Here is an 18,871-nt window from a genome sequence, read left to right on the forward strand (position 1 = left end):
CAAGCCCGGACACCAACGACGGCACTCCGGCGCCACGACCCACAGGGCGCCGTTACTTAGCCGCGCCTTCGCGCAGCTTGCGGGCACGCGCCGCGGCAAGCGCCGTCTCGATGATCTTTTTCGGCGCCATCGGGTCGTCGAAGCGCACATCGATCTCGATCACCCTGCTCGCTGCGGCGAGTTCGGCGGCGCGGCCGTGGCCGGGCTCCAGGCGCACCAGATCCTTGGCCGTGGTAACGAGCTGGCAGCCGAGCGCTGCAGCCTGGTCGAGCAGATCGGCGATTTCGTCCTCGGAGAAATGGTGGTGGTCGGGAAAACTGCGGGTTTCCTCGATGACGGCGCCCGTCTCCCGAACGGTGCGGTAGAACTTCTCCGGATCGGCAATGCCCGCCCAGGCAAGCACCTTGACGCCATTTAGCGATCCGTCGTCGCGCCTTATGACGTCGGCTTCGTAGATCTGCTTGCCGGCGCGGGCGGCGCGACGGATCAGGGCGTCGGCCTCGATGCCGTCACCGATCTTGAGCAGGGCCGTGGCGTGGCGGAGCTGGTTCGACAGTGGCGCCCGCACCGGGCCCGCCGGCACCAGATAGCCGTTGCCGATGCCGCGGCGGGAATCGATCACCAAAAGCGCGAAGTCGAAGGCCAGCCGCGCGCTCTGGAAACCGTCGTCCATGATGATGATGTCGACGCCTTCCTTCACCAGCCGGCGAGCCCCATCGACGCGGCGGCGGCAGACGACGGTCAAGGCCTCCTTCGCCAACAGCAATGGTTCGTCGCCGACGTCGCGGGCGCGGTGATGTTCCAGATCGACGACGGTCGTCACGTCGAGCGAGCCGCCATAACCGCGGCTGAGGAAGCCGGGCTTCAGCCCCTTTTCGCGGATGACGCGCGCAAGCGCGATGGAGGTCGGCGTCTTGCCGGCGCCGCCGACGGTGAAATTGCCGATGCAGATGACCGGGACCGGCACGGAGGCGCGCTGCGCGCGATCCATGCGCATGCCGGCAATCCGTCCGTAAACCCATGAGAACGGCCACAACGCGCGCGCACGCCAATCCGCCTTGGTCCACCAGAATGGCGGCGCTTCCGATACCATCTTCGTTCCGTGGCCTCCCGGCCGCTCAGGTCCTTCCGTTTCCGGGAGGGACGGTTTGTTCGCCGGTCGAAACCGGCGGATTGCGACAAAAAACGTCAGAACGGGAAAAAACGCAAGCTATGGAGACCAATACGGCCACGGCAGGGGCGCTGAACCGGGCCGATCACGATGCAAAACTGAAGGCAATCGCGGCAAGTGCTGCCGCAACTCGATCTAGAGGACAGCTTCGAGTTCGGTGATATCCGAGAGGCAATGGTCGGAAGCCGCCGCAAGCGACTGGCGCGAGCCGGTACCCGTCAGGACGGCGACCGTCATGCCGACGCCGGCGCTGCGGCCCATGTGCATGTCGTGATTGTTGTCACCGACGACGACGACCTGCTGCGGCTCAAGGCCGGTCGCAGCACAAAAGCCAAGCACCATGCCCGGCTCCGGCTTGACGCCGTAGCCGCTGTCGTAGCCCGCCACATAGTGCAGGTAATCCTCGAAGCCGAAGCGCTTTGCCGTTTCGCGGATCGAACGCTCGTTGTCGCTCGAGGCGACACCGAGGCGGTAGCCCTTGGCGTGCAGCCCGGCGAAGAAAGCGCCGAGATCGGTCACCGGCACGGCATATTCAGCCGAGCGCGCAAACAGGCCGTCAAGCAGGGTCGTCAGTTCGGCAACCGTGAAGGGCGCGCCCGCGCCGACGAAGCCGGTCGCGATCTCGACCGTGTTGCCTGCGGCAAGCAGGCTGTCGGGCAGCACGTGGCCGGTGTCGGCGTCCATGCCGCCGGCTGCAAGCAGCGTGCGGGCCAGAGCCTCATCACCCTTTGCCGCGATCCGCGCCAGTTCGTAGTTCACCGGTACCCAGCTCTTTGCGTAGTCGAGCAGGGTTCCATCCTTGTCGAACAGGATGCCGGCTATGGCTTTGGCTGCGGTCATGACGAGGCTTCGTCTCCTGCTGGATCAGTTGTCGGTCGGCGGGTTGAGACGCGCCTTGACGATGAGCGGATTGATATAGGGCTCAAGTCCCTTCATCGTCGCCGACAGGGCGCCGCGCATCTCTTGCACGGTTTCGAGGCCGGCATCGATCATCGAGCGACGCATGTCGTCGTTGGCGAGCAGATAGTTGACGCCCTTGGCCAGCATCTCGACATCGCGCACGATCTTGGCGCTGCCGTTCTTGGCCAGCGTCTGGTAGGTCTCGCGAAAATTCTGGACGTTGCCGCCTGACAGGATGGCACAGCCGAGCATGGCCGGCTCCAGCGGGTTCTGACCGCCTTCGGCAAACAGCGAACGGCCGACGAAGGCAACCTCCGTCAGGCGGAGATAGAGACCCATTTCGCCGATCGTGTCGCCAAGGAAGATATCGACGTCCGGCGTCAGCGCGTCGCGGCGCGTGCGCCGGGCGACCTTCAGCCCCTTGGCCGTCAGCGCCGCCTCGATGGCGTCGCTGCGATCGGGATGGCGCGGAACGATGATCGTTAGAAGGCCGGTTCGCTCCTTGAGCGCACGGTGCACGACACCGGCGGCCGCCTCCTCGCCGTCGAAGGTCGAGATCGCCGCCCAGGTCTTGCGCGTGCCGATCTGCTGGCGATACTCCTTCAGCGCCTGCGGATCGTGTGGCGGCGCGTCGGTGTCGACCTTGAGATTGCCCGACACCATGACCGGCAGCGCACCGAGCGTGCGGAAGCGCTCCGCATCGACATCGGACTGGGCAATGACGAGCGCGAGATTCTCGAACAGCGCATCGGCGAGCGCCGGCCGACGCTTCCAGCGCGCGAAGGTCCGGTCGGACATACGCCCATTGACCAGAACCTGCGGGATATGGCGGCGGCCGAGTTCCAGGATGGTCATCGGCCAGATCTCGGATTCGGCGATGATCGCCAGATCCGGCTCCCAGTAGTTGAGAAAACGGCTGACGGCCGGCTTGAAATCGAGCGGGACATACTGGTGGATCACCGTCGACCCCAGGCGCTCGGCCACGACACGCGCCGAGGTCATCGTCCCGGTCGTCAGCACGACGTGGATGCCGCGCCGCCTAATTTCCTTGATCATCGGGATGACGGCGTTGGTTTCGCCGACGCTTGCCGCGTGGAACCAGACGAGGGGGCCCTGCGGCCGCGGCTCGCTGGCATGGCCGTAGCGCTCACGGCGGCGCGCCGGATCCTCCTTGCCCTTCGCCGCGCGAATGGCAAGGTAGGACCAGACGAGAGGATAGATGGCCGAGCCGATCCAGCGGTAGCTGGACAGCGCCAGGCGCGCGCGAAAGCTGCTCATGACAGGCCACCTTCCCCGGCCGTTCCGGCCCGGAGAGACTTAAGGGCGACTGGCATGCGGGTAAACACCGCGCATCCCGACCTCATCGGCATCAGCCGTTTTCCGGGTCGAGCAGACGGTGCATGTGGACGATGAAGTAACGCATGTGAGCGTTGTCGACGGTCATCTGCGCCTTGGATTTCCAAGCAGTCAGGGCGCTTTCGTAGTCCGGGTAGATGCCGACGATATCGAGCTTGTCCAGGTCGCGGAAATGTACGTCAGTCAGCGTGGTGAGTTCGCCGCCGAAGACGAGGTGCAGACGTTGTTTTTTCTCGGTGTCGTGAGCCATCGGACTTCCATTTATTCTTGTTGGGTGTGGGCGTTGATTTGAGGCATTCAGCCTCAAAGGTCAATGGGGCTCCATGGACCGCGATGCGGCGATCAGGCCCGGCAAGAGCGGCTTTGCCGCCGCGCAGAGAACCCCGTGAACGACAGTGGATCGATTGTATGAGAGCGGCTGCGCATCGAGATCGGCCAGCGCGCCGCCGGCGCTCGCTAGAATGAGATCTGCTGCAGCCAGGTCCCAGTCGTGGGAGTTCTTCTTCACCAGCGTGCCGTCGATCCGCCCGTCGGCAACCATGGCCAGCCGATAGGCAAGCGACGGCACATGCGGGATACGGGTAACGGCGCTGCGATAGGGCGCCGGAAGCTTGCCGATCGTGTCCTCGGCAGCCGCCAGATGCAGTGTTTCCCCGGGTTTTGCCTCGCGCACCGAGATTTGGGCACCGTTTTTCAGCGCACTGCCGCCTGCGACCGCCTCGAAGAGTTCATCGAGCGCCGGGGCATAGAGCACGCCGGCAACGGGCTGGCCGCGATGCACGACGGCGACGCTGACGCACCAGAGTTCCTTGCCGGCGATGAAAGCCCGCGTGCCGTCGATCGGATCGACGACGAAGACCGTTTCGCGCGACAGCCGGCTCAGATCGTCGTCCGTCTCCTCCGACAGCCAGCCGTAATCGGGCCGGGCCGCAAGCAAGCGCGTCTTCAGCACATCGTTTGCGGCAAGATCCGCCTCGCTTACCGGCGAGCGGCCTTCGTTCTTCCAGCGGACGTCGGGCGCCTTGCGGAAATAGCCGAGCGCGGTTTCGCCGGCGACAACCGCCGCGGCACGGATCACGTCGAGATCCGGCTTCCAGTCCGCGCCCGGTGGTGCTGTGTCAGACATTCAAAACCCCGTCAGCCCGCCTCTCCCTTGTCCGGAAGGCGGGATCGGCGCGGGCTTCCCGCGCCTGCTTTTCCAGCGGCCTTGTCAGAGGCCGGCGAGCGTCATGCCCTCGATGGCGAGCGTCGGCGCCGCGACGCCGAACTTGCGGTCGATGTCGTCTGCCGGCGTCAGCGCCATGAACATGTCTTTGAGATTGGACGCGATCGTGACTTCAGAGACGGCAAAGGTCAGCTCGCCGTTCTCGATCCAGAAGCCGGAGGCGCCGCGGCTGTATTCGCCGGTCACCATATTGACGCCCTGGCCGATCAGTTCGGTGACGTAGAAGCCGGTGCCAACCCCGCGGATGAGATCGTCCCGCGAGATCGATCCCGGCTCGAGCGCCAGATTGGTCGAGGACGGATTGACCGTCGGACCGCCGCGCACGCCGCGGCCGTTGGTCTGAAGCCCGAGTTCGAGCGCTGCCGATGTGGACAGGAACCAGTGGTTCAGCACACCATCTTCGACCATCGCCAGTTTCTCGCCGCTGACCCCTTCGCCGTCAAAGGGACGCGAAGAGGAGCCACGCACGATCAGCGGGTCGTCGGTCACGGAAAGACCCGACTTCAGGATCTGCTTGCCCATCATGTCGCGCAGGAAACTCGTCTTGCGGGCGACAGCCGCGCCATTGATTGCGCCGGCCAGATGGCCGACGAAGCCGCGGGCTATGCGTGGATCGAAGACGACGGTGACATTCTTGGCGGTCGGCACCTGGCGCGGATTGATGCGGGCGACCGCGCGCTCGCCGGCCAGGCGGCCGATTTCGTCGGCGTCGCGCAGGTCGGCAAAGAAGAGGCGGCTATCATAATCGTAGTCGCGCTCCATCTTGGTGCCCTCGCCGGCAATCGCGCTGACGGAGCGGCCAAAGCGGGTGGCCATGTAGGAGCCGGAAAAGCCATGCGAGGTGACAAGTACCAGCCCGCCCATGCCGGCCGATGCCCCAGCGCCGCTGGAATTGGTAACGCCCGAGACCGCGAGTGCCGCCTCTTCGGCGGCAAGCGCTGCCTCGGTCAGGGTTTCAGTGGAAACCGCCGTGGCGTCGAAAAGGTCGAGGTCCGGATAGGACTTCGCCAGCCGGTCGGCGTCCGCCAGCGCGGCGAAGGGATCCTCCGGCGAAGCCTTGGCCATGGCAACCGCGCGCTCCGCGAGCAGCTTCAGGTCAAAACCCGGATTGGCCGAAACGCTGGCGACACGCCGTCCGACAAAAACACGGAGCGAAAAGTCGTCACTTTCGGAGGCTTCCGTCGCTTCGACCTTGCCGAGGCGGACGGAGACGGAGCGGGAGCGCCCGCGCACCACCACCGCGTCCGCCGCATCGGCGCCGGCCTTGCGGGCGAGGTCCACGAGTTCGGATGCGCGTTTTTCGAGGTCGGCAGAATCGATCGTGTCTGACATGGTGTGGCCTTTCATTCCTGCCCCATTTATTGTGCGGCGAAGCAGGCATCAAGGGCATCGACCCGATTCCCGCTCAAACACCGCAAATGAAGCGCTCTCGAATGCTCCGCTTGGGGGCCGGGTTCAGCAACAGTGAAAGCCTGAGGCATGGCAACGACACCGATCATCTATTCCCAGGCCCTGATGCTGCTCGGTGGCGCAGTGATCGCCGCTCCCATCTTCAAGCGGCTCGGGCTCGGCACGATCCTCGGCTACCTTTCGGCCGGCGTGCTGATCGGACCTGTCGCCCAAAGCATCACCGAAGGCGAGCAGATCCTGCACGTCTCGGAACTCGGCGTCGTCTTCCTGCTCTTCATCATCGGGCTCGAACTCAAGCCTTCGCGCCTCTGGCAGATGCGGCGCGACATCTTCGGCCTCGGCACGGCGCAGGTGCTGCTGACAGGCATCCTGCTTTCCTACGCCATCTATGCCCTCGGCCTCCTCGATCATGGCGGCAGCATCATCGCCGGCTTCGGACTGTCCCTCTCGTCGACGGCATTCGCCATGCAGATCCTCGACGAGGGCAACGACCGCAACACGCGCTACGGGCAACGCGCCTTCTCGATCCTGCTGCTGCAGGATCTCGCGATCGTGCCGCTTCTGGCGCTGATCCCGCTGCTGGCGGCACAGGCGCCCGAGGACACCACGCCGCCGCTCGAGGATTTCGCCATCGCCACCACTGCGATCGTCGTGCTCTTCGCTGCCGGGCGCTACCTTGTGAACCCGCTGTTCCAGCTCATCGCTCGCACCGGCGCACGCGATGTCATGATCGCCGCCGCACTGCTTGTGGTCATGGGGGCGGCGACCATGATGCAGCTCGCCGGATTGTCGATGGCCATGGGTGCCTTCCTTGCAGGCGTGTTGCTGGCCGAGTCCTCCTACCGCCATGAACTCGAGGCGGATATCGAGCCGTTTCGCGGTATCCTGCAGGCGCTGTTCTTCATGGCGGTCGGCCTGTCGCTAGAGCTCGGCGTCATCGTCGAGCGCTACCAGCTGATCATCATCGCCGTGCCGCTGCTGATGGCACTGAAGAGCCTGGTTCTCTATTGGCTCTGCCGCTTCACCGGATCACATCACAATGACGCCGTGCGCATCAGCCTGCTCTTGCCGCAGGGCGGCGAGTTCGGCTTCGTGCTGTTCACGGCGGCGGCAAGCGCCGGCGTCTTCTCGGACGGCAACGCCTCGCTGCTGGTCGCGATCGTGACCCTGTCGATGGCGCTGACGCCCCTTGCCTCAATGCTCGCGCCGAAATTGATGCGCGAGCAGGACGAGATGGACGAAGAGATCGAAGAAGACTTCGACGGCGCCAATGCCGATGTGCTGATGATCGGCTTCTCCCGCTTCGGCCAGATCGCCGCCCAGATCCTGCTTGCCGGCGGTCGCGATGTGACGATCATCGATCATTCCGCCGCGCGCGTGCGCCAGGCCGCGACCTTCGGCTTCCGGATTTACTTCGGCGACGGCAACCGTCTCGACGTGCTGCGCGCCGCGGGCATCGAACGGGCCAAGATCGTCGCCGTCTGCACCCAGAAGAAGGAAACGACCGACCACATCATCGATCTCGTGCAATCCGAATATCCGAATGCCCGCATCTACGCCCGCTCCTACGATCGTCTGCACACGCTGGAACTGCGCGCCAAGGGTGTCGACTACGAACTGCGCGAGACCTTCGAGTCCGGCCTGCTCTTCGGCCGCAAGACACTGGAGGCACTGGGGGTCGGCGACGACGAGGCGATCGCGATCATGGACGACATCCGCAAGCGCGACGAGGCGCGCCTCGTGCTACAGGAGGCCGAGGGCATCACCGCCGGCCGCGACATGCTGCACTCGCGGCCTGTGCGTCCGGAGCCGCTGGTCAAGCCGAAGCGCGAGGTCGACCATTCGCAAGAGACTGGCGAACGGATCCTCCCGGGCCTTCCCGCGGACGAGCGCGAAAGCGCCTAACCGCTCACGCTGCGACGGCACGCGCCGTCATTGCCAAGGTTGTTCAGGCCCCAAGCTTCAAACACCAAGGTTCAGGTGAGCCTTGGCGCTGTCATCCGCTCTTCGAGGGCGCGCTTCAGTTCGTCCTTGATCGCAGCCGTTGCGTTCAGCACGTCCTGGGCGCGCAGGAAATCCATCACGCGGTAGCGGCCGACATCGGGACGCAACAGGATGTCCGGCGCCCCCTCCTTCAGCTTCATGGCGATGATCGACTGCATCATCAGCTGGCTCGCGCCGAACAGGCTGTCGATCCGGCTCGGGATCGCCTTGCCGTCGCCATCCGGCCCGCCGACGACATCGACCGCAATGACGATATCGGCAAGGCCGCGCAGGTGATCGAAGGGAATGGGATTGTAGATGCCGCCGTCGATCATGACCCGCCCGTCGATCCGGACCGGCGTGAAGATCGCCGGCAGCGCCGCAGACGCAGCCAGGGCCTTGCGGAGGTCGCCCTTCTCGCAGATCTTCTCCGTCTGACCGTAATAGTCGGTGGCGACTACCTTCAGCGGGATTTCGAGGTCGGAGAATTTCTGCGGGATGGCCTCGGGCAGGAAGGCCTTGAGCACCCGCTCGACATTGAACTGGCCGAAACGGAAGCCGCTCGCCATCGCTTCGGAAAGGCTCGACGGCCGCAATTGCCACAGGCGGTTGACCACTTCGCGCCGGTGGCCGACGGTGGAAAGCGTATGGGCCCGGATCTCTTCGCCGCGCAAACCCGCCGCCATGCCGGCGCCCATGATCGCGCCGATCGACGAGCCCGCGATCGCGACCGGCCGAATGCCGAGTTCATCCAGTGCCTCGATGACATGGATATGCGCAAGACCGCGGGCGCCGCCACCGCCAAGCGCCAGCGCGACGGTGGGCCGCGCCGGGGCCCCAGCCGATCCATGCGTCATCGAAAGATCCTGCTTCATCGGCATGCCTCCGCGCTGGGCGGGTTGAGAAAATGGCGTCGTCCGGCTGAGCCTATCCCGGCAACTCAACCGAAATTACGGCATCAGGCTCCGCGAAACCGATAGAAATGCATGCGCGTGTCGCCGAACACCCTGACGTCAAGGTTTTCGAAGACTGCGACCGGCGCCGGCTGGACATCTGCCCGCTCTTCGAGGATCACCAGGGCGCCGGGCACCAGCCAGTTGCCGATGGCAGCCGACTCCAATGCCTTTTCGCCCAGCCCCTTGGCGTAGGGCGGATCGGCGAAGACGAGATGAAACGGCTCCATCGTACCGACGCCGCCAAGGCTCGTGGCGTCGCGCCGGAAGACCTTGGCCCGGCCCTGCAGGCCGAGCGTCTCGACGTTGGTCTGGATCAGGCCCCTGCCCTCGACGCCCTGCTCGACAAAGAGCGCATGCCGGCATCCGCGCGACAGCGCCTCGAAGCCGACGGCGCCGGTGCCCGCGAAAAGGTCGAGCACACGCGTGCCGTCGAGCGCGTCCGGATAGGAATGGCTCAGAATGTTGAACAGGCTTTCGCGCGTCCGGTCCGTGGTCGGCCGGATATCGTTGGACTTTGGGGTCGCCAGGCTGCGACCCCGAAACTCTCCGCCGACGATCCGCACGACCGCTTAGTTTCCTCTGCCGCGCGGCTTGCCGCCGCCAGCCGGGCGCCCGCCGCCGGAGCGACCAGGACCGCCGGGGCGTCCACCGCCGGGCTTGCCGCCACCAGGCTTACCGCCGCGCGGACCGCCGGAGCGTTCACCGAAGGATTTTCCGCCCGAGGGCTTGCCGCCGAACGACTTGCCGCGAGGCTTGTCGCCAAACGGACGGTCGCCACCTTCGCGACGCGGCGGACGGTCACCGTCAGCGCGTGGAGCCCGCGGCTTGTCGAACCGGCGATCACCGCCGTCGCTGCGAGCCGGACGGTCACTGAACGAACGCTCACCGCCTTCGCGACGCTGCGGACGATCACCGTCGGCGCGTGGCGCCCTCGGCTTGTCGGAATAGCTGCGCGGTCCGCCTTCAGAACGGGGACGGTCGCCGCCGTCACGGCGCGCAGGACGGTCACCGTGATCGCGCGACCTGCGGTCACCCGCGTCGCCCGACTTGCGCCGGCCGAAACCGCCATCGCGGCCCTCGTCCTTGCCGCGACGGGCAGGTTCGCTGGCACTGATCCATTCGCCCTCGTCGTCGCGACGCTTGACCGGCGCGGCAGAGGCCGGACGATCGGCGCGGTCGAAGTCTCTGTGCGGGCCACCCTTGCGGTCCGGGTCGAACTTGCCGGTCGTCTTCGTCGCCAGACCATCCTTGTTGCGGCCGTAGCGCTTGGACTTAGGCGCGCTTTCCGGACGCTCGCGACGGGCGGACTTCTCGGTGGCATCGCCATCAACGGACTTCGGCTTCTTTTCGGCGAGCGGGCGGGCGCCCGGCGCCATCCAGACATTGGCCGTGCGGGCGCGCTGAGCCGGCGCGCGCTTCGGCCGATCCTCGAACTTGGCGTCGCGGTCTTCGCGCGGGCCACCCTTGCCGCGGGCACCATCCTTGCCACGACCACCACCGTCGCGGCGGTCGTCACGACGGGTGTCCAGACGAGAAAGGGCACGCTCGCGCTTGTCCTCCGGCTTTTCCCAGCGGTTGTTGCGCTCCGGCCTGCGCGTGTCGGCGGCGTCGTCTTCAGCCTCACCGGCAACGGTCGCCGCCTGATCATTGTAAAGCGGCGCGTCGAAGTTCGCCTTGGCGTCCTCGATCAGGCGCGGTCCCAATTGGTCGCGCAGCGTGCGTCCGCGAATTTCCTGGACGTGTCCTTCCGGCAGTTCGCCGAGCTGGAACGGGCCGTAGGAGATGCGGATCAGGCGGTTGACGTCGAGGCCGAGCGCGCCGAGCACGTTCTTGATTTCGCGGTTCTTGCCTTCGCGAAGCCCCATCGTGATCCAGACGTTCGAGCCCTGGACGCGGTCGAGCGTCGCTTCGATGGCGCCGTACAGCACGCCATCGACGGCGATGCCGTCCTTCAGCTTGTCGAGCGCTTCCTGATCGATCTCGCCATGGGCGCGCACGCGGTAACGGCGCAGCCAGCCGGTCGACGGCAGTTCGAGCACGCGGGCAAGGCCGCCATCATTGGTGAGGAGCAGCAGGCCCTCGGTGTTGATGTCGAGGCGGCCGATCGACAGAACCCGCGGCAGCTCGTCCGGCAGGTTCTCGAATACGGTCGGACGGCCCTCCGGGTCGGCATTGGTGGTCACCAGACCGGCCGGCTTGTGATAGAGCCAGAGGCGCGTGCGCTCGATACCGCGGATCGGCTGGCCATCGACCTCGATCGCATCGGCGAGCGTCGCGTTGACCACGGGCGTGTCGAGGATGACACCGTTGAGCCTGATGCGGCCTTCCATGATCATGCGCTCGACGTCGCGACGCGAGGCAACGCCGGCGCGCGCCAGGATCTTCGAGATGCGCTGCGGCTCGTCGGCGGCCGCTGCAGCCGCTGCCGGGCGCTCCCGGGCCGGACGCGAAGCGCCGGCCTTGGGATCAGACGTCTTTGCGTCGAAGCTCCTGCCGGGGCCCTTGGCACCGAAAGACTTCGGGCCGGAAGCCTTGGCTCCTGCAGCCTTTTTCGGCGCAGCGCCCTTCTTGTCGGCGAAATGCGGTTTCTTGTCCCGGCCAGCGGACTTGCCGCCAGGCCGCGTGGGCTTGTCTTTGGATGTCATTTGTGTTGCCTGCCTTTTGCGGCTGTCCTATCAGGTCGCGGCCCGTGGGTTAAGAGAAATTATTGTTTGAGCGATGGCTGAGACGACACGCTTCATGGATGCGGCCCTTGAAGAGGCCCGCAAGGCTGCCGAACGCGGCGAAGTGCCGATCGGCGCCGTGGTGGTTTTCGACGGCCGGATCATCGCCAGCGCCGGCAATCGGACCCGCGAGCTCAACGACGTGACGGCCCATGCCGAAATTGTCGCGATCCGCGAAGCCTCCGCAGTCCTCAACGACGAACGGCTTGCTGGCGCCGACCTCTACGTGACGCTCGAGCCGTGCACGATGTGCGCCGCGGCGATCTCCTTTGCGCGCATCCGCCGCCTTTACTACGGCGCGGACGATCCGAAAGGCGGTGCGGTCGACAGCGGCGTACGGTTCTTCGGCTCGCCCACCTGCCATCACGCCCCCGACGTCTATTCCGGCCTCGCCGAGCGGGAATCTGCCGAGATCCTGAGGGATTTCTTCGCCAGCAAGCGCTGAGAAGGCACGTCCGTATTCTTGCTTCAGTCGGCTGCGAAGCTCGTCAGTGCTGCGCCCGAGAGACGGTAGCGCGTCCATTCCGACATCGGCTCGGCACCCACGGCCTCGTAGACCCGGATCGCCGGCTCGTTCCAGTCGAGAACGCTCCACTCGAAGCGGCCGCAGCCTTCCTCGACGGCAATCCTTGCCAGGTGCTTCAGGAGCATCTTGCCGGCGCCCGAACCGCGGCAATCCGGCGTGACGTATAGATCCTCGAGATAAAGCCCCTTGCGCGCCTGCCAGGTGGAATAGTTGTAGAACCACATGGCAAAGCCGGCCGGCTTGCCGTCCTTCTCGCAGATCACGGCGCGGGTGATGGCGCCCGGGCCGAAAAGCGAATCCTGGAGCATCCCGACCGTCGCCTCGACGGCGTCGGGCTCTTTTTCGTAGATGGCAAGTTCCGTGATGAAGCGCAGGATCGTCTCTGCATCTTCCGGGCGGGCGTCGCGAATGCTGATGGTCATGGCTCTGGCGCTGCTTAGGCAATTCCAGAAAACGCGCGAAGTGCTTTCGTCCGGAGCTGCATGGATGCAAAAGGGTGAGGCATTCGCCGTTTCAAATGAAACGGCGAACTGGTCTTAGAAGGGCCAATACCACTTGGTGCCGGAATTCTTGACCTGCGCTTCCTTCTTGCGGCGGCGCTCCTTGTCCTTCTCCGGCTCGCCGAGGTCGGTCTCCGTGCCCTCGGGCAGGCGGCGGTAGTCGAGCGGCGGATCGCTCAAGAAGCGGCGCTTGTCGGAATAGGCGCCCTGCTCGACCTTGCGGGCCTCGCGGTAGGCCTCCTGCTGCTCCTTTGCCGAAAGGCGGCGGCCGTTGGCGCTGGCCTTGGCAAGGGGGGAGACGTAGTTCGGGTTGTTCTTGTTGGCGTCGGCCTCTTCACGCAGGCGGTTGCGCACCTCTTCCGGAGACTCGACCCATTCCGGGTTCCCCTCACGGCTGGCGAGCGACTTCTGCGGCTCGACGAGTGACGCCTGCTGGGTGGACGGCGGCAGCACGAGACCAGGACGCGGCTGGTACTTGACCGGATCCCGCTTCGGCGGACCGAAGCTGGCGACGCTGCCGAGGTCGTCCATGAGCTGCTCGCCGGCCGTCTTGTCCGTGCCGTAGGTCGGCCCGCCGATGCAGCCCGTAAGCACCAGGCCGCTCGTCAAAATGGCGGCCACGCTGGCAAACACTCGCAACTCTCGCGTCATTTCCATGAGATTCCTTCCAGCCGGCCACCAGTCAGCGCGGCCACTCAAGCGCCCATGGCGGAGAAATCCGCCAAATTTCGGGCAGGTTTTACCGGATGAACGCAAGGAGTGCAATTCATCCGGTAACAATGCGTTAAGCCTTGAAACCAAGCTCGCGCAAGGCAGCGGCATCCCGGGCGGACACGTCCGGGTAGAGTGCGTCAGAACCGACATCGGTCGTGATCCGCCAGGAGCGAGCACATTTCTGGCCCTCGGCAAGCTTCGGCACGACGCTGACCTTGGCCACGTCAGCCAGCCGGAACGCGTCGGCCGGACCTTCGGTGGTCTCGACAGTGATCCCCGAGGTGATGCAGATCTCGGCGAAATCCTGGCCTTCCAGCGCCTTCAACAGCTCCGGATCGGCCACGTGGACGACCGGTGCGGCTTCCAGCGACGAGCCGATGCGCTTGTCCTTGCGTTCGATCTCGAGCGCGCCGGTGACGACGGTGCGGACCGCACGGATCTTCTCCCACTTGGCTTCGAGCGCATCGTTCTTCCATTCCGCCGGGATCGCCGGGAACTGTTCGAGATGCACCGAGACCGCATCGGGCTTGCGCGACAGCCAGGCCTCTTCGGTCGTAAACGGCAGCATCGGCGCCAGCCACAGCACGAGGCAATCGAAGAGCTTGCGGATGACGGCGAGTGCCGCACGGCGGCGCAGGCTCGACGGCGCGTCGCAGTAGAGCGCATCCTTGCGAACGTCGAAATAGAAGGCCGAGAGTTCGACGTTCGAGAAATCGATCAGCGAACGGGCGATCTTCTTGAAGTCGAAGGCGTCGTAGCCTTCGCGCACGACCTGGTCGAGTTCGGCCAGGCGATGCAGCATCAGCTTTTCGAGTTCCGGCATCTCGGCATAGGCAATTTCCTCGCCCTTGTCGTGGGCGAGCGTGCCGAGCATCCAGCGGATCGTGTTGCGCAGCTTGCGATAGGCGTCGATGTTTGTCTGGATGATCGTCTTGCCGAGGCGCTGATCTTCCCAATAATCCGTCGTCATCACCCACAGGCGCAGGATGTCGGCGCCGGCATCCTTCATCACCTCTTGCGGGGTGACGGTGTTGCCCTTGGACTTCGACATCTTCTCGCCCTTCTCATCCATGGTGAAACCATGGGTGACAACGGCGTTGTAGGGTGCGCGGCCGCGCGTGGCGCAGGCTTCGAGCAGCGAGGAATGGAACCAGCCGCGATGCTGGTCCGAACCTTCGAGATAGACGTCGGCCGGCCACTTCAGGTCCGGACGGTCTTCGAGCGTGAAGGTATGGGTCGAACCGCTGTCGAACCACACGTCGAGGATGTCCATGACCTGATGCCACTTGGCATGATCGTGGTCGTTGCCGAGGAAGCGATCCTTGGCGCCTTCGGTGAACCAGGCATCGGCACCTTCCTGTTCGAAAGCGTCGAGGATGCGAGCGTTGACGGCCTCGTCGATCAGGATCTCGCCCTGATCGTCGGCAAAGATCGCGATCGGCACGCCCCAGGCGCGCTGGCGCGAGAGCACCCAGTCCGGACGGCCTTCGATCATCGCACGCAGGCGGTTCTGGCCGGCGCCCGGAACGAAGCGGGTGTCGTCGATGGCGGACAGCGCGCGCGAACGCAGGGTCGTGCCATCACCAAAGGCCTTGTCCATGTAGACGAACCATTGCGGCGTGTTGCGGAAGATCACCGGCTTCTTCGAGCGCCAGGAATGCGGATAGGAATGCTTGAGGCGACCGCGAGCGAAGAGCGCGTGACGGGCGATCAGCGCCTTGATGACGCGATCGTTGGCGTCACCCTTCTTGCCCTTGTCGTCGATGACGCGGCCCGCGCCACCTTCGGCGTCCGGGCCGAAACCATGGGCGTCAGCGGTGAAGTAGCCGGCATCATCGACCGTGAACGGGATCGCCGAGGAGATGCCGCGGGCTTCGAGCGCGCGGGCATTGTCCATCCAGGCATCAAAGTCCTCGCGGCCGTGGCTCGGGGCCGTGTGCACGAAGCCGGTGCCGGCATCGTCTGTCACGTGGTCGCCGTCGAGCAACGGCACCTTGAAGGCGTAGCCGCCGCCCAGACCGTGCAGCGGATGGGCGCAGGTCACGGACGACAGTTCATCGGCCTCGAGGTCGCGAACGAAGTTGAAGGTGAGCTTCGCCTTGGCGGCAGACTCATCGGCCAGGCGCTTGGCAAAGATCAGCTTCTCGCCCGGCTGGGGGCCGAAATCGTTCTCGGCGGTCGCCACTTCGTAGAGGCCATAGGCATAACGCGACGAGTAGGCGATGGCGCGGTTGCCGGGGATGGTCCAGGGCGTGGTCGTCCAGATCACAACGAAGGTGCCGGCAAGGCTGTCGGGACCTTCGGTGACCGGGAACTTCACCCAGATCATGTCGCTTTCGACATCGGCGTATTCGACTTCGGCTTCGGCAAGCGCCGTGCGCTCGACGACCGACCACATGACAGGCTTCGAGCCGCGATAGAGTTGGCCGAGCTTGGCGATCTTCATCAGTTCGCCGGCGATGCGCGCTTCGGCGTGGAAGTTCATCGTCGTGTAGGGATTGTCGAAGTCGCCCTCGATGCCGAGACGCTTGAACTCCTCGGCCTGGACCTGGATCCAGCCGGCGGCGAAATCGCGGCATTCCCGACGGAACTCGTTGACCGGAACCTCGTCCTTGTTCTGGCCCTTCTCGCGGTACTTCTCCTCGATCTTCCACTCGATCGGCAGACCGTGGCAGTCCCAGCCGGGTACGTAGTTGGCGTCGAAACCGCGCATCTGGAACGAGCGGTTGATGACGTCCTTGAGGATCTTGTTCAGCGCGTGGCCGATGTGGATGTTGCCGTTGGCATAGGGCGGGCCGTCGTGCAGCACGAACTTGTCGCGGCCGGCAGCCGATGCGCGCAGCTTCTTGTAGAGGCCCATCTTCTGCCAGCGGGCCACCGTTTCCGGCTCCTTCTGCGGCAGGCCCGCGCGCATCGGAAATTCCGTCTGCGGCAGATAGAGGGTCGAGGAGTAGTCGATCTTTTCAGCGGTGTCGGTCATGGTTTTTGCAATCGCTTCTTCGCGCGAACGGCCGCGCATACGAAATGGGCTCGGTATCGAGAGATGACTGGGGCGTCGGAAACGCCGAAATCCCGGACCTTCCGGCTGATCACAGCACGCGGAAGGCCGGGCCAATAATTCGCTGATCGATGATCAATCGACGGTGCCGGGTCATGGTGGCCGGTTGTTTAAGGCGTTTTCGGCCTTTTGAAAAGGTCCGCCGCCGCGCGAAGACCGAAATCTTTTATCGGGCGAAGTTGAGCTTGCGGTCGATGTCACCGAGTGGCGTGACGCCGGAAAGCAGCGCGCGGGCCTCGGCCTCGTCCTGCCGGATCTGCGCCACCAGCGGATCGAGGCCATCGAATTTCAATTCGTCGCGCAGGTGACCGAAGAAAGTCACGGCGCAGACTTCGCCATAGAGATCGCCGGAGAAGTCGAAGACGAAGGTCTCGAGCAGCGGTTCGCCGTCGCTGTCGACCGTCGGCCGGCGCCCGAAACTGGCGACCCCGTCGTAAAGCGAGCCGTCGGGACGACGGAAGCGCACGGCGTAGATGCCGGGTCGGAGTTCCACCTCGGGTGCAAGCCGCATGTTGGCGGTGGGAAAACCGAGTTCGCGACCGAGCTTCTTGCCGCCGATCACCTCGGCTTCGACGAGATAACGGTAGCCGAGCATGCCCGCGGCCTGGGCGACATCGCCTTCGCCGAGCAGCGCGCGGACATAGCTCGACGAGATGACGGATGCATTTTCATCACGGAAGGCATCGACCAGCGTCACACCAAACCCGTTGTCGCCGCCTGCCGCCATCAGAAAGGCGGGCCCGCCTTCGCGGCCCTTGCCGAAATGAAAGTCGAAACCGGTCACCACATGCGAGGCATGCAGCCATTCAAGCAGGATGCGGTGGATGAAATCCGAGGCGGAAAGCTGAGAGAAGGTACGGTCGAAGGGATATTCGATGACGGCGCCGAAGCCCATGCCTTCGAGGATGCGCGCCTTCAGCGGCGCCGGCGTCAGCCGGAAGACTGGAGTGTCCGGGCGAAAAACGGTTCGCGGATGCGGCTCGAAAGTCAGGACCAGCGCGGGCACGCCGCGCGACTTGGCCTCCTCCAGCGCCCGGTTAAGGACCGACTGGTGGCCGCGGTGAACGCCATCGAAATTGCCGATGGCGACGACACCGCCGCGCAAGTGCTCCGGAAGCGGATCACGGGTCTCGTTGCGATGAAAAACCGTCATCTCCGTCTTCCCGTCAGGCGAGCCGTGGCATCCAGTATTTCGGCGAGGCGCCCTCCTTCTTGAGGAAGGCGGCAAGCTTCGCCTCGTCGGTCCGGCTTTCGTTCATGTATTCCTGGGCGTGGATACCGGCGCTGATATAGAGCAGATCCAGGCCCGCGTCCTGCGCGCCCTTGACGTCCGTCGGCATGCCGTCGCCGACGGCGATGACACGGGTCAGGTCAATCGCCCCGCGCGCGGCCTTCGCCTCGCCCAGGGCGGCGCGATAGATCGCGATATAGGGTTTGCCGGCGATGCGCGCCTCGCCACCCAGCTCTTCGTAAAGCTTGGCAATCGCACCGGCGCAGGGGATCAGCCGGTGACCACGCTCGACGACGAGGTCCGGGTTGGCGCAGATGAACGGGATCTTGCGCTTGGCAAGGCCCGTCAGGGTCGCGCGGTAATGCTCGGGCGTTTCGGTCTCGTCGTCATAGAAGCCGGCGCAGACGACCGTCTCGGCATCTTCCGAGGAAACGATCTGCGTCCCCAGCCCCTCGAGCAGGGGCAGGTCGCGCTCGGCGCCGATGAAGAAGATCTTCTTGTCGGCGGCAGCGATCAGCGCCCGGGTCACGTCGCCCGAAGTGACGATCCGATCATAGGCTTCGTCGGGCACGCCGAGACTGCGGATCTGCACCTTCACCATCGGGCTCGGGCGCGGTGAATTGGTGATGAGCACGACGGTCAGTCCGGCGGCGCGCGCCTCGGCCAATGCTTCACAGGCGGACGCGAAAGCCTGCACGCCGTTGTGAAGCACGCCCCAGACGTCACATAAAACGACATCGTAGCGCTTGGCGATTTCGCGAAAACTGTTGATCCTTGCGGCCATCCTGGCTTCCTGCAAACACGGTTTCCGGCTTGCATGGCAAGGAAGACAGGAGATTACAAGTCTCGTCTCCCGAAAAAGGCGCACCCTCCCAAGGATTCCGGCGGTGTCGAGAACCAGGAAAAATGCACTGCAGATGCGGCCCGCCGCGTAGAAGCACATTGTCGTGGTTATCAACCGTCAAAATCCCGCCCATGCCACTCATCGACGCGATCGCCCACATTTCGCCAAGAATGGGGCTAGGCTGCCTGTGCCCGCGCCTGCTGCGCCCGTCCAGGGCAACTGCCGTCAGCAAAAAATCTAGGCGCCGATCCTTGACTCACCCCATACCCAAGCT

The 18,871-nt window shown here is 64.9% G+C and carries 16 protein-coding genes; 2 read left to right on the top strand and 14 right to left on the bottom strand.

Features of this window, described 5'->3' with window-relative positions; translation table 11 throughout:
- Nucleotides 1-52 precede the first annotated feature (52 nt).
- The 6 genes from lpxK to ASD63_RS22940 form a co-directional block, all read right to left on the bottom strand.
- Complete coding sequence (lpxK, locus tag ASD63_RS22915; protein WP_034801004.1) at nt 53-1,093, bottom strand: tetraacyldisaccharide 4'-kinase; 1,041 nt, start codon at nt 1,091-1,093, stop codon at nt 53-55.
- 213 nt (nt 1,094-1,306) lie between these two features.
- Entirely contained in the window at nt 1,307-2,011 is a 705-nt protein-coding gene (locus ASD63_RS22920; protein ID WP_034801001.1) for an HAD family hydrolase, read from the bottom strand.
- A gap of 24 nt (nt 2,012-2,035) precedes the next feature.
- Nucleotides 2,036-3,349 carry a lipid IV(A) 3-deoxy-D-manno-octulosonic acid transferase gene (waaA, locus tag ASD63_RS22925; RefSeq protein WP_034800999.1) on the bottom strand — a complete coding sequence of 438 codons (1,314 nt, stop codon included), beginning with the start codon at nt 3,347-3,349 and terminating at the stop codon, nt 2,036-2,038.
- A gap of 91 nt (nt 3,350-3,440) precedes the next feature.
- Complete coding sequence (locus tag ASD63_RS22930; RefSeq protein ID WP_034800996.1) at nt 3,441-3,677, bottom strand: DUF4170 domain-containing protein; 237 nt, start codon at nt 3,675-3,677, stop codon at nt 3,441-3,443.
- Nucleotides 3,678-3,737: 60 nt separating this feature from the next.
- Nucleotides 3,738-4,553, bottom strand: coding sequence for a 3'(2'),5'-bisphosphate nucleotidase CysQ (locus tag ASD63_RS22935; protein ID WP_034800994.1), 816 nt, complete (start codon nt 4,551-4,553; stop codon nt 3,738-3,740).
- Between the two features lie 84 nt (nt 4,554-4,637).
- Complete coding sequence (locus ASD63_RS22940) at nt 4,638-5,984, bottom strand: TldD/PmbA family protein (RefSeq protein ID WP_034800992.1); 1,347 nt, start codon at nt 5,982-5,984, stop codon at nt 4,638-4,640.
- Between the two features lie 147 nt (nt 5,985-6,131).
- Between ASD63_RS22940 and ASD63_RS22945 the strand changes: the two genes are divergently transcribed.
- Complete coding sequence (locus ASD63_RS22945) at nt 6,132-7,967, top strand: monovalent cation:proton antiporter-2 (CPA2) family protein (RefSeq protein ID WP_034800989.1); 1,836 nt, start codon at nt 6,132-6,134, stop codon at nt 7,965-7,967.
- Nucleotides 7,968-8,038: 71 nt separating this feature from the next.
- Here ASD63_RS22945 and ASD63_RS22950 read toward each other — a convergent pair whose 3' ends face one another.
- The 3 genes from ASD63_RS22950 to ASD63_RS22960 all read right to left on the bottom strand — a co-directional run bounded on the left by ASD63_RS22950 (nt 8,039) and on the right by ASD63_RS22960 (nt 11,646).
- Nucleotides 8,039-8,920, bottom strand: a complete 882-nt coding sequence (locus ASD63_RS22950; protein ID WP_060529841.1) for a patatin-like phospholipase family protein — start codon at nt 8,918-8,920, stop codon at nt 8,039-8,041.
- A gap of 83 nt (nt 8,921-9,003) precedes the next feature.
- Nucleotides 9,004-9,564: a 16S rRNA (guanine(966)-N(2))-methyltransferase RsmD gene (gene rsmD, locus ASD63_RS22955; RefSeq protein ID WP_034800983.1), complete on the bottom strand. Its 561-nt coding sequence runs from the start codon at nt 9,562-9,564 to the stop codon at nt 9,004-9,006.
- Between the two features lie 6 nt (nt 9,565-9,570).
- Complete coding sequence (locus ASD63_RS22960) at nt 9,571-11,646, bottom strand: pseudouridine synthase (protein WP_034800981.1); 2,076 nt, start codon at nt 11,644-11,646, stop codon at nt 9,571-9,573.
- 73 nt (nt 11,647-11,719) lie between these two features.
- Here ASD63_RS22960 and ASD63_RS22965 point away from each other — a divergent pair, with 73 nt between their 5' ends.
- The gene (locus tag ASD63_RS22965) at nt 11,720-12,169 is read left to right on the top strand and encodes a nucleoside deaminase (RefSeq protein WP_034800979.1); all 450 of its coding nucleotides are present in this window, start codon (nt 11,720-11,722) and stop codon (nt 12,167-12,169) included.
- Between the two features lie 23 nt (nt 12,170-12,192).
- Here the strand turns inward: ASD63_RS22965 and ASD63_RS22970 are convergent, their stop codons facing one another.
- From ASD63_RS22970 to ASD63_RS22990, 5 genes are all read right to left on the bottom strand, one after another.
- Nucleotides 12,193-12,672 carry a GNAT family N-acetyltransferase gene (locus ASD63_RS22970; RefSeq protein ID WP_034800977.1) on the bottom strand — a complete coding sequence of 160 codons (480 nt, stop codon included), beginning with the start codon at nt 12,670-12,672 and terminating at the stop codon, nt 12,193-12,195.
- Between the two features lie 114 nt (nt 12,673-12,786).
- Nucleotides 12,787-13,407: a hypothetical protein gene (locus tag ASD63_RS22975; RefSeq protein WP_034800975.1), complete on the bottom strand. Its 621-nt coding sequence runs from the start codon at nt 13,405-13,407 to the stop codon at nt 12,787-12,789.
- A gap of 127 nt (nt 13,408-13,534) precedes the next feature.
- Nucleotides 13,535-16,444 carry an isoleucine--tRNA ligase gene (gene ileS / locus ASD63_RS22980; protein WP_034801431.1) on the bottom strand — a complete coding sequence of 970 codons (2,910 nt, stop codon included), beginning with the start codon at nt 16,442-16,444 and terminating at the stop codon, nt 13,535-13,537.
- A gap of 244 nt (nt 16,445-16,688) precedes the next feature.
- Nucleotides 16,689-17,675 (bottom strand): bifunctional riboflavin kinase/FAD synthetase, encoded by a 987-nt coding sequence (locus tag ASD63_RS22985; RefSeq protein WP_034800973.1) that lies wholly within the window; start codon nt 17,673-17,675, stop codon nt 16,689-16,691.
- 13 nt (nt 17,676-17,688) lie between these two features.
- Nucleotides 17,689-18,537 (bottom strand): TIGR01459 family HAD-type hydrolase, encoded by an 849-nt coding sequence (locus tag ASD63_RS22990; protein ID WP_034800971.1) that lies wholly within the window; start codon nt 18,535-18,537, stop codon nt 17,689-17,691.
- Between the last annotated feature and the right edge of the window lie 334 nt (nt 18,538-18,871).

Origin of the sequence: Ensifer sp. Root558 (assembly GCF_001427045.1) — a bacterium.
In the GTDB taxonomy this organism is placed as follows: Bacteria; Pseudomonadota; Alphaproteobacteria; order Rhizobiales; family Rhizobiaceae; genus Ensifer; species Ensifer adhaerens.

Bases quoted from the DNA above. Each gene is read 5' to 3' on its own strand.
- lpxK (WP_034801004.1), bottom strand. From the start codon at position 1,093: ATGGTATCGGAAGCGCCGCCATTCTGGTGGACCAAGGCGGATTGGCGT.
- ASD63_RS22920 (WP_034801001.1), bottom strand. From the start codon at position 2,011: ATGACCGCAGCCAAAGCCATAGCCGGCATCCTGTTCGACAAGGATGGA.
- waaA (WP_034800999.1), bottom strand. From the start codon at position 3,349: ATGAGCAGCTTTCGCGCGCGCCTGGCGCTGTCCAGCTACCGCTGGATC.
- ASD63_RS22930 (WP_034800996.1), bottom strand. From the start codon at position 3,677: ATGGCTCACGACACCGAGAAAAAACAACGTCTGCACCTCGTCTTCGGC.
- ASD63_RS22935 (WP_034800994.1), bottom strand. From the start codon at position 4,553: ATGTCTGACACAGCACCACCGGGCGCGGACTGGAAGCCGGATCTCGAC.
- ASD63_RS22940 (WP_034800992.1), bottom strand. From the start codon at position 5,984: ATGTCAGACACGATCGATTCTGCCGACCTCGAAAAACGCGCATCCGAA.
- ASD63_RS22945 (WP_034800989.1), top strand. From the start codon at position 6,132: ATGGCAACGACACCGATCATCTATTCCCAGGCCCTGATGCTGCTCGGT.
- ASD63_RS22950 (WP_060529841.1), bottom strand. From the start codon at position 8,920: ATGAAGCAGGATCTTTCGATGACGCATGGATCGGCTGGGGCCCCGGCG.
- ASD63_RS22960 (WP_034800981.1), bottom strand. From the start codon at position 11,646: ATGACATCCAAAGACAAGCCCACGCGGCCTGGCGGCAAGTCCGCTGGC.
- ASD63_RS22965 (WP_034800979.1), top strand. From the start codon at position 11,720: ATGGCTGAGACGACACGCTTCATGGATGCGGCCCTTGAAGAGGCCCGC.
- ASD63_RS22970 (WP_034800977.1), bottom strand. From the start codon at position 12,672: ATGACCATCAGCATTCGCGACGCCCGCCCGGAAGATGCAGAGACGATC.
- ASD63_RS22975 (WP_034800975.1), bottom strand. From the start codon at position 13,407: ATGGAAATGACGCGAGAGTTGCGAGTGTTTGCCAGCGTGGCCGCCATT.
- ileS (WP_034801431.1), bottom strand. From the start codon at position 16,444: ATGACCGACACCGCTGAAAAGATCGACTACTCCTCGACCCTCTATCTG.
- ASD63_RS22985 (WP_034800973.1), bottom strand. From the start codon at position 17,675: ATGACGGTTTTTCATCGCAACGAGACCCGTGATCCGCTTCCGGAGCAC.
- ASD63_RS22990 (WP_034800971.1), bottom strand. From the start codon at position 18,537: ATGGCCGCAAGGATCAACAGTTTTCGCGAAATCGCCAAGCGCTACGAT.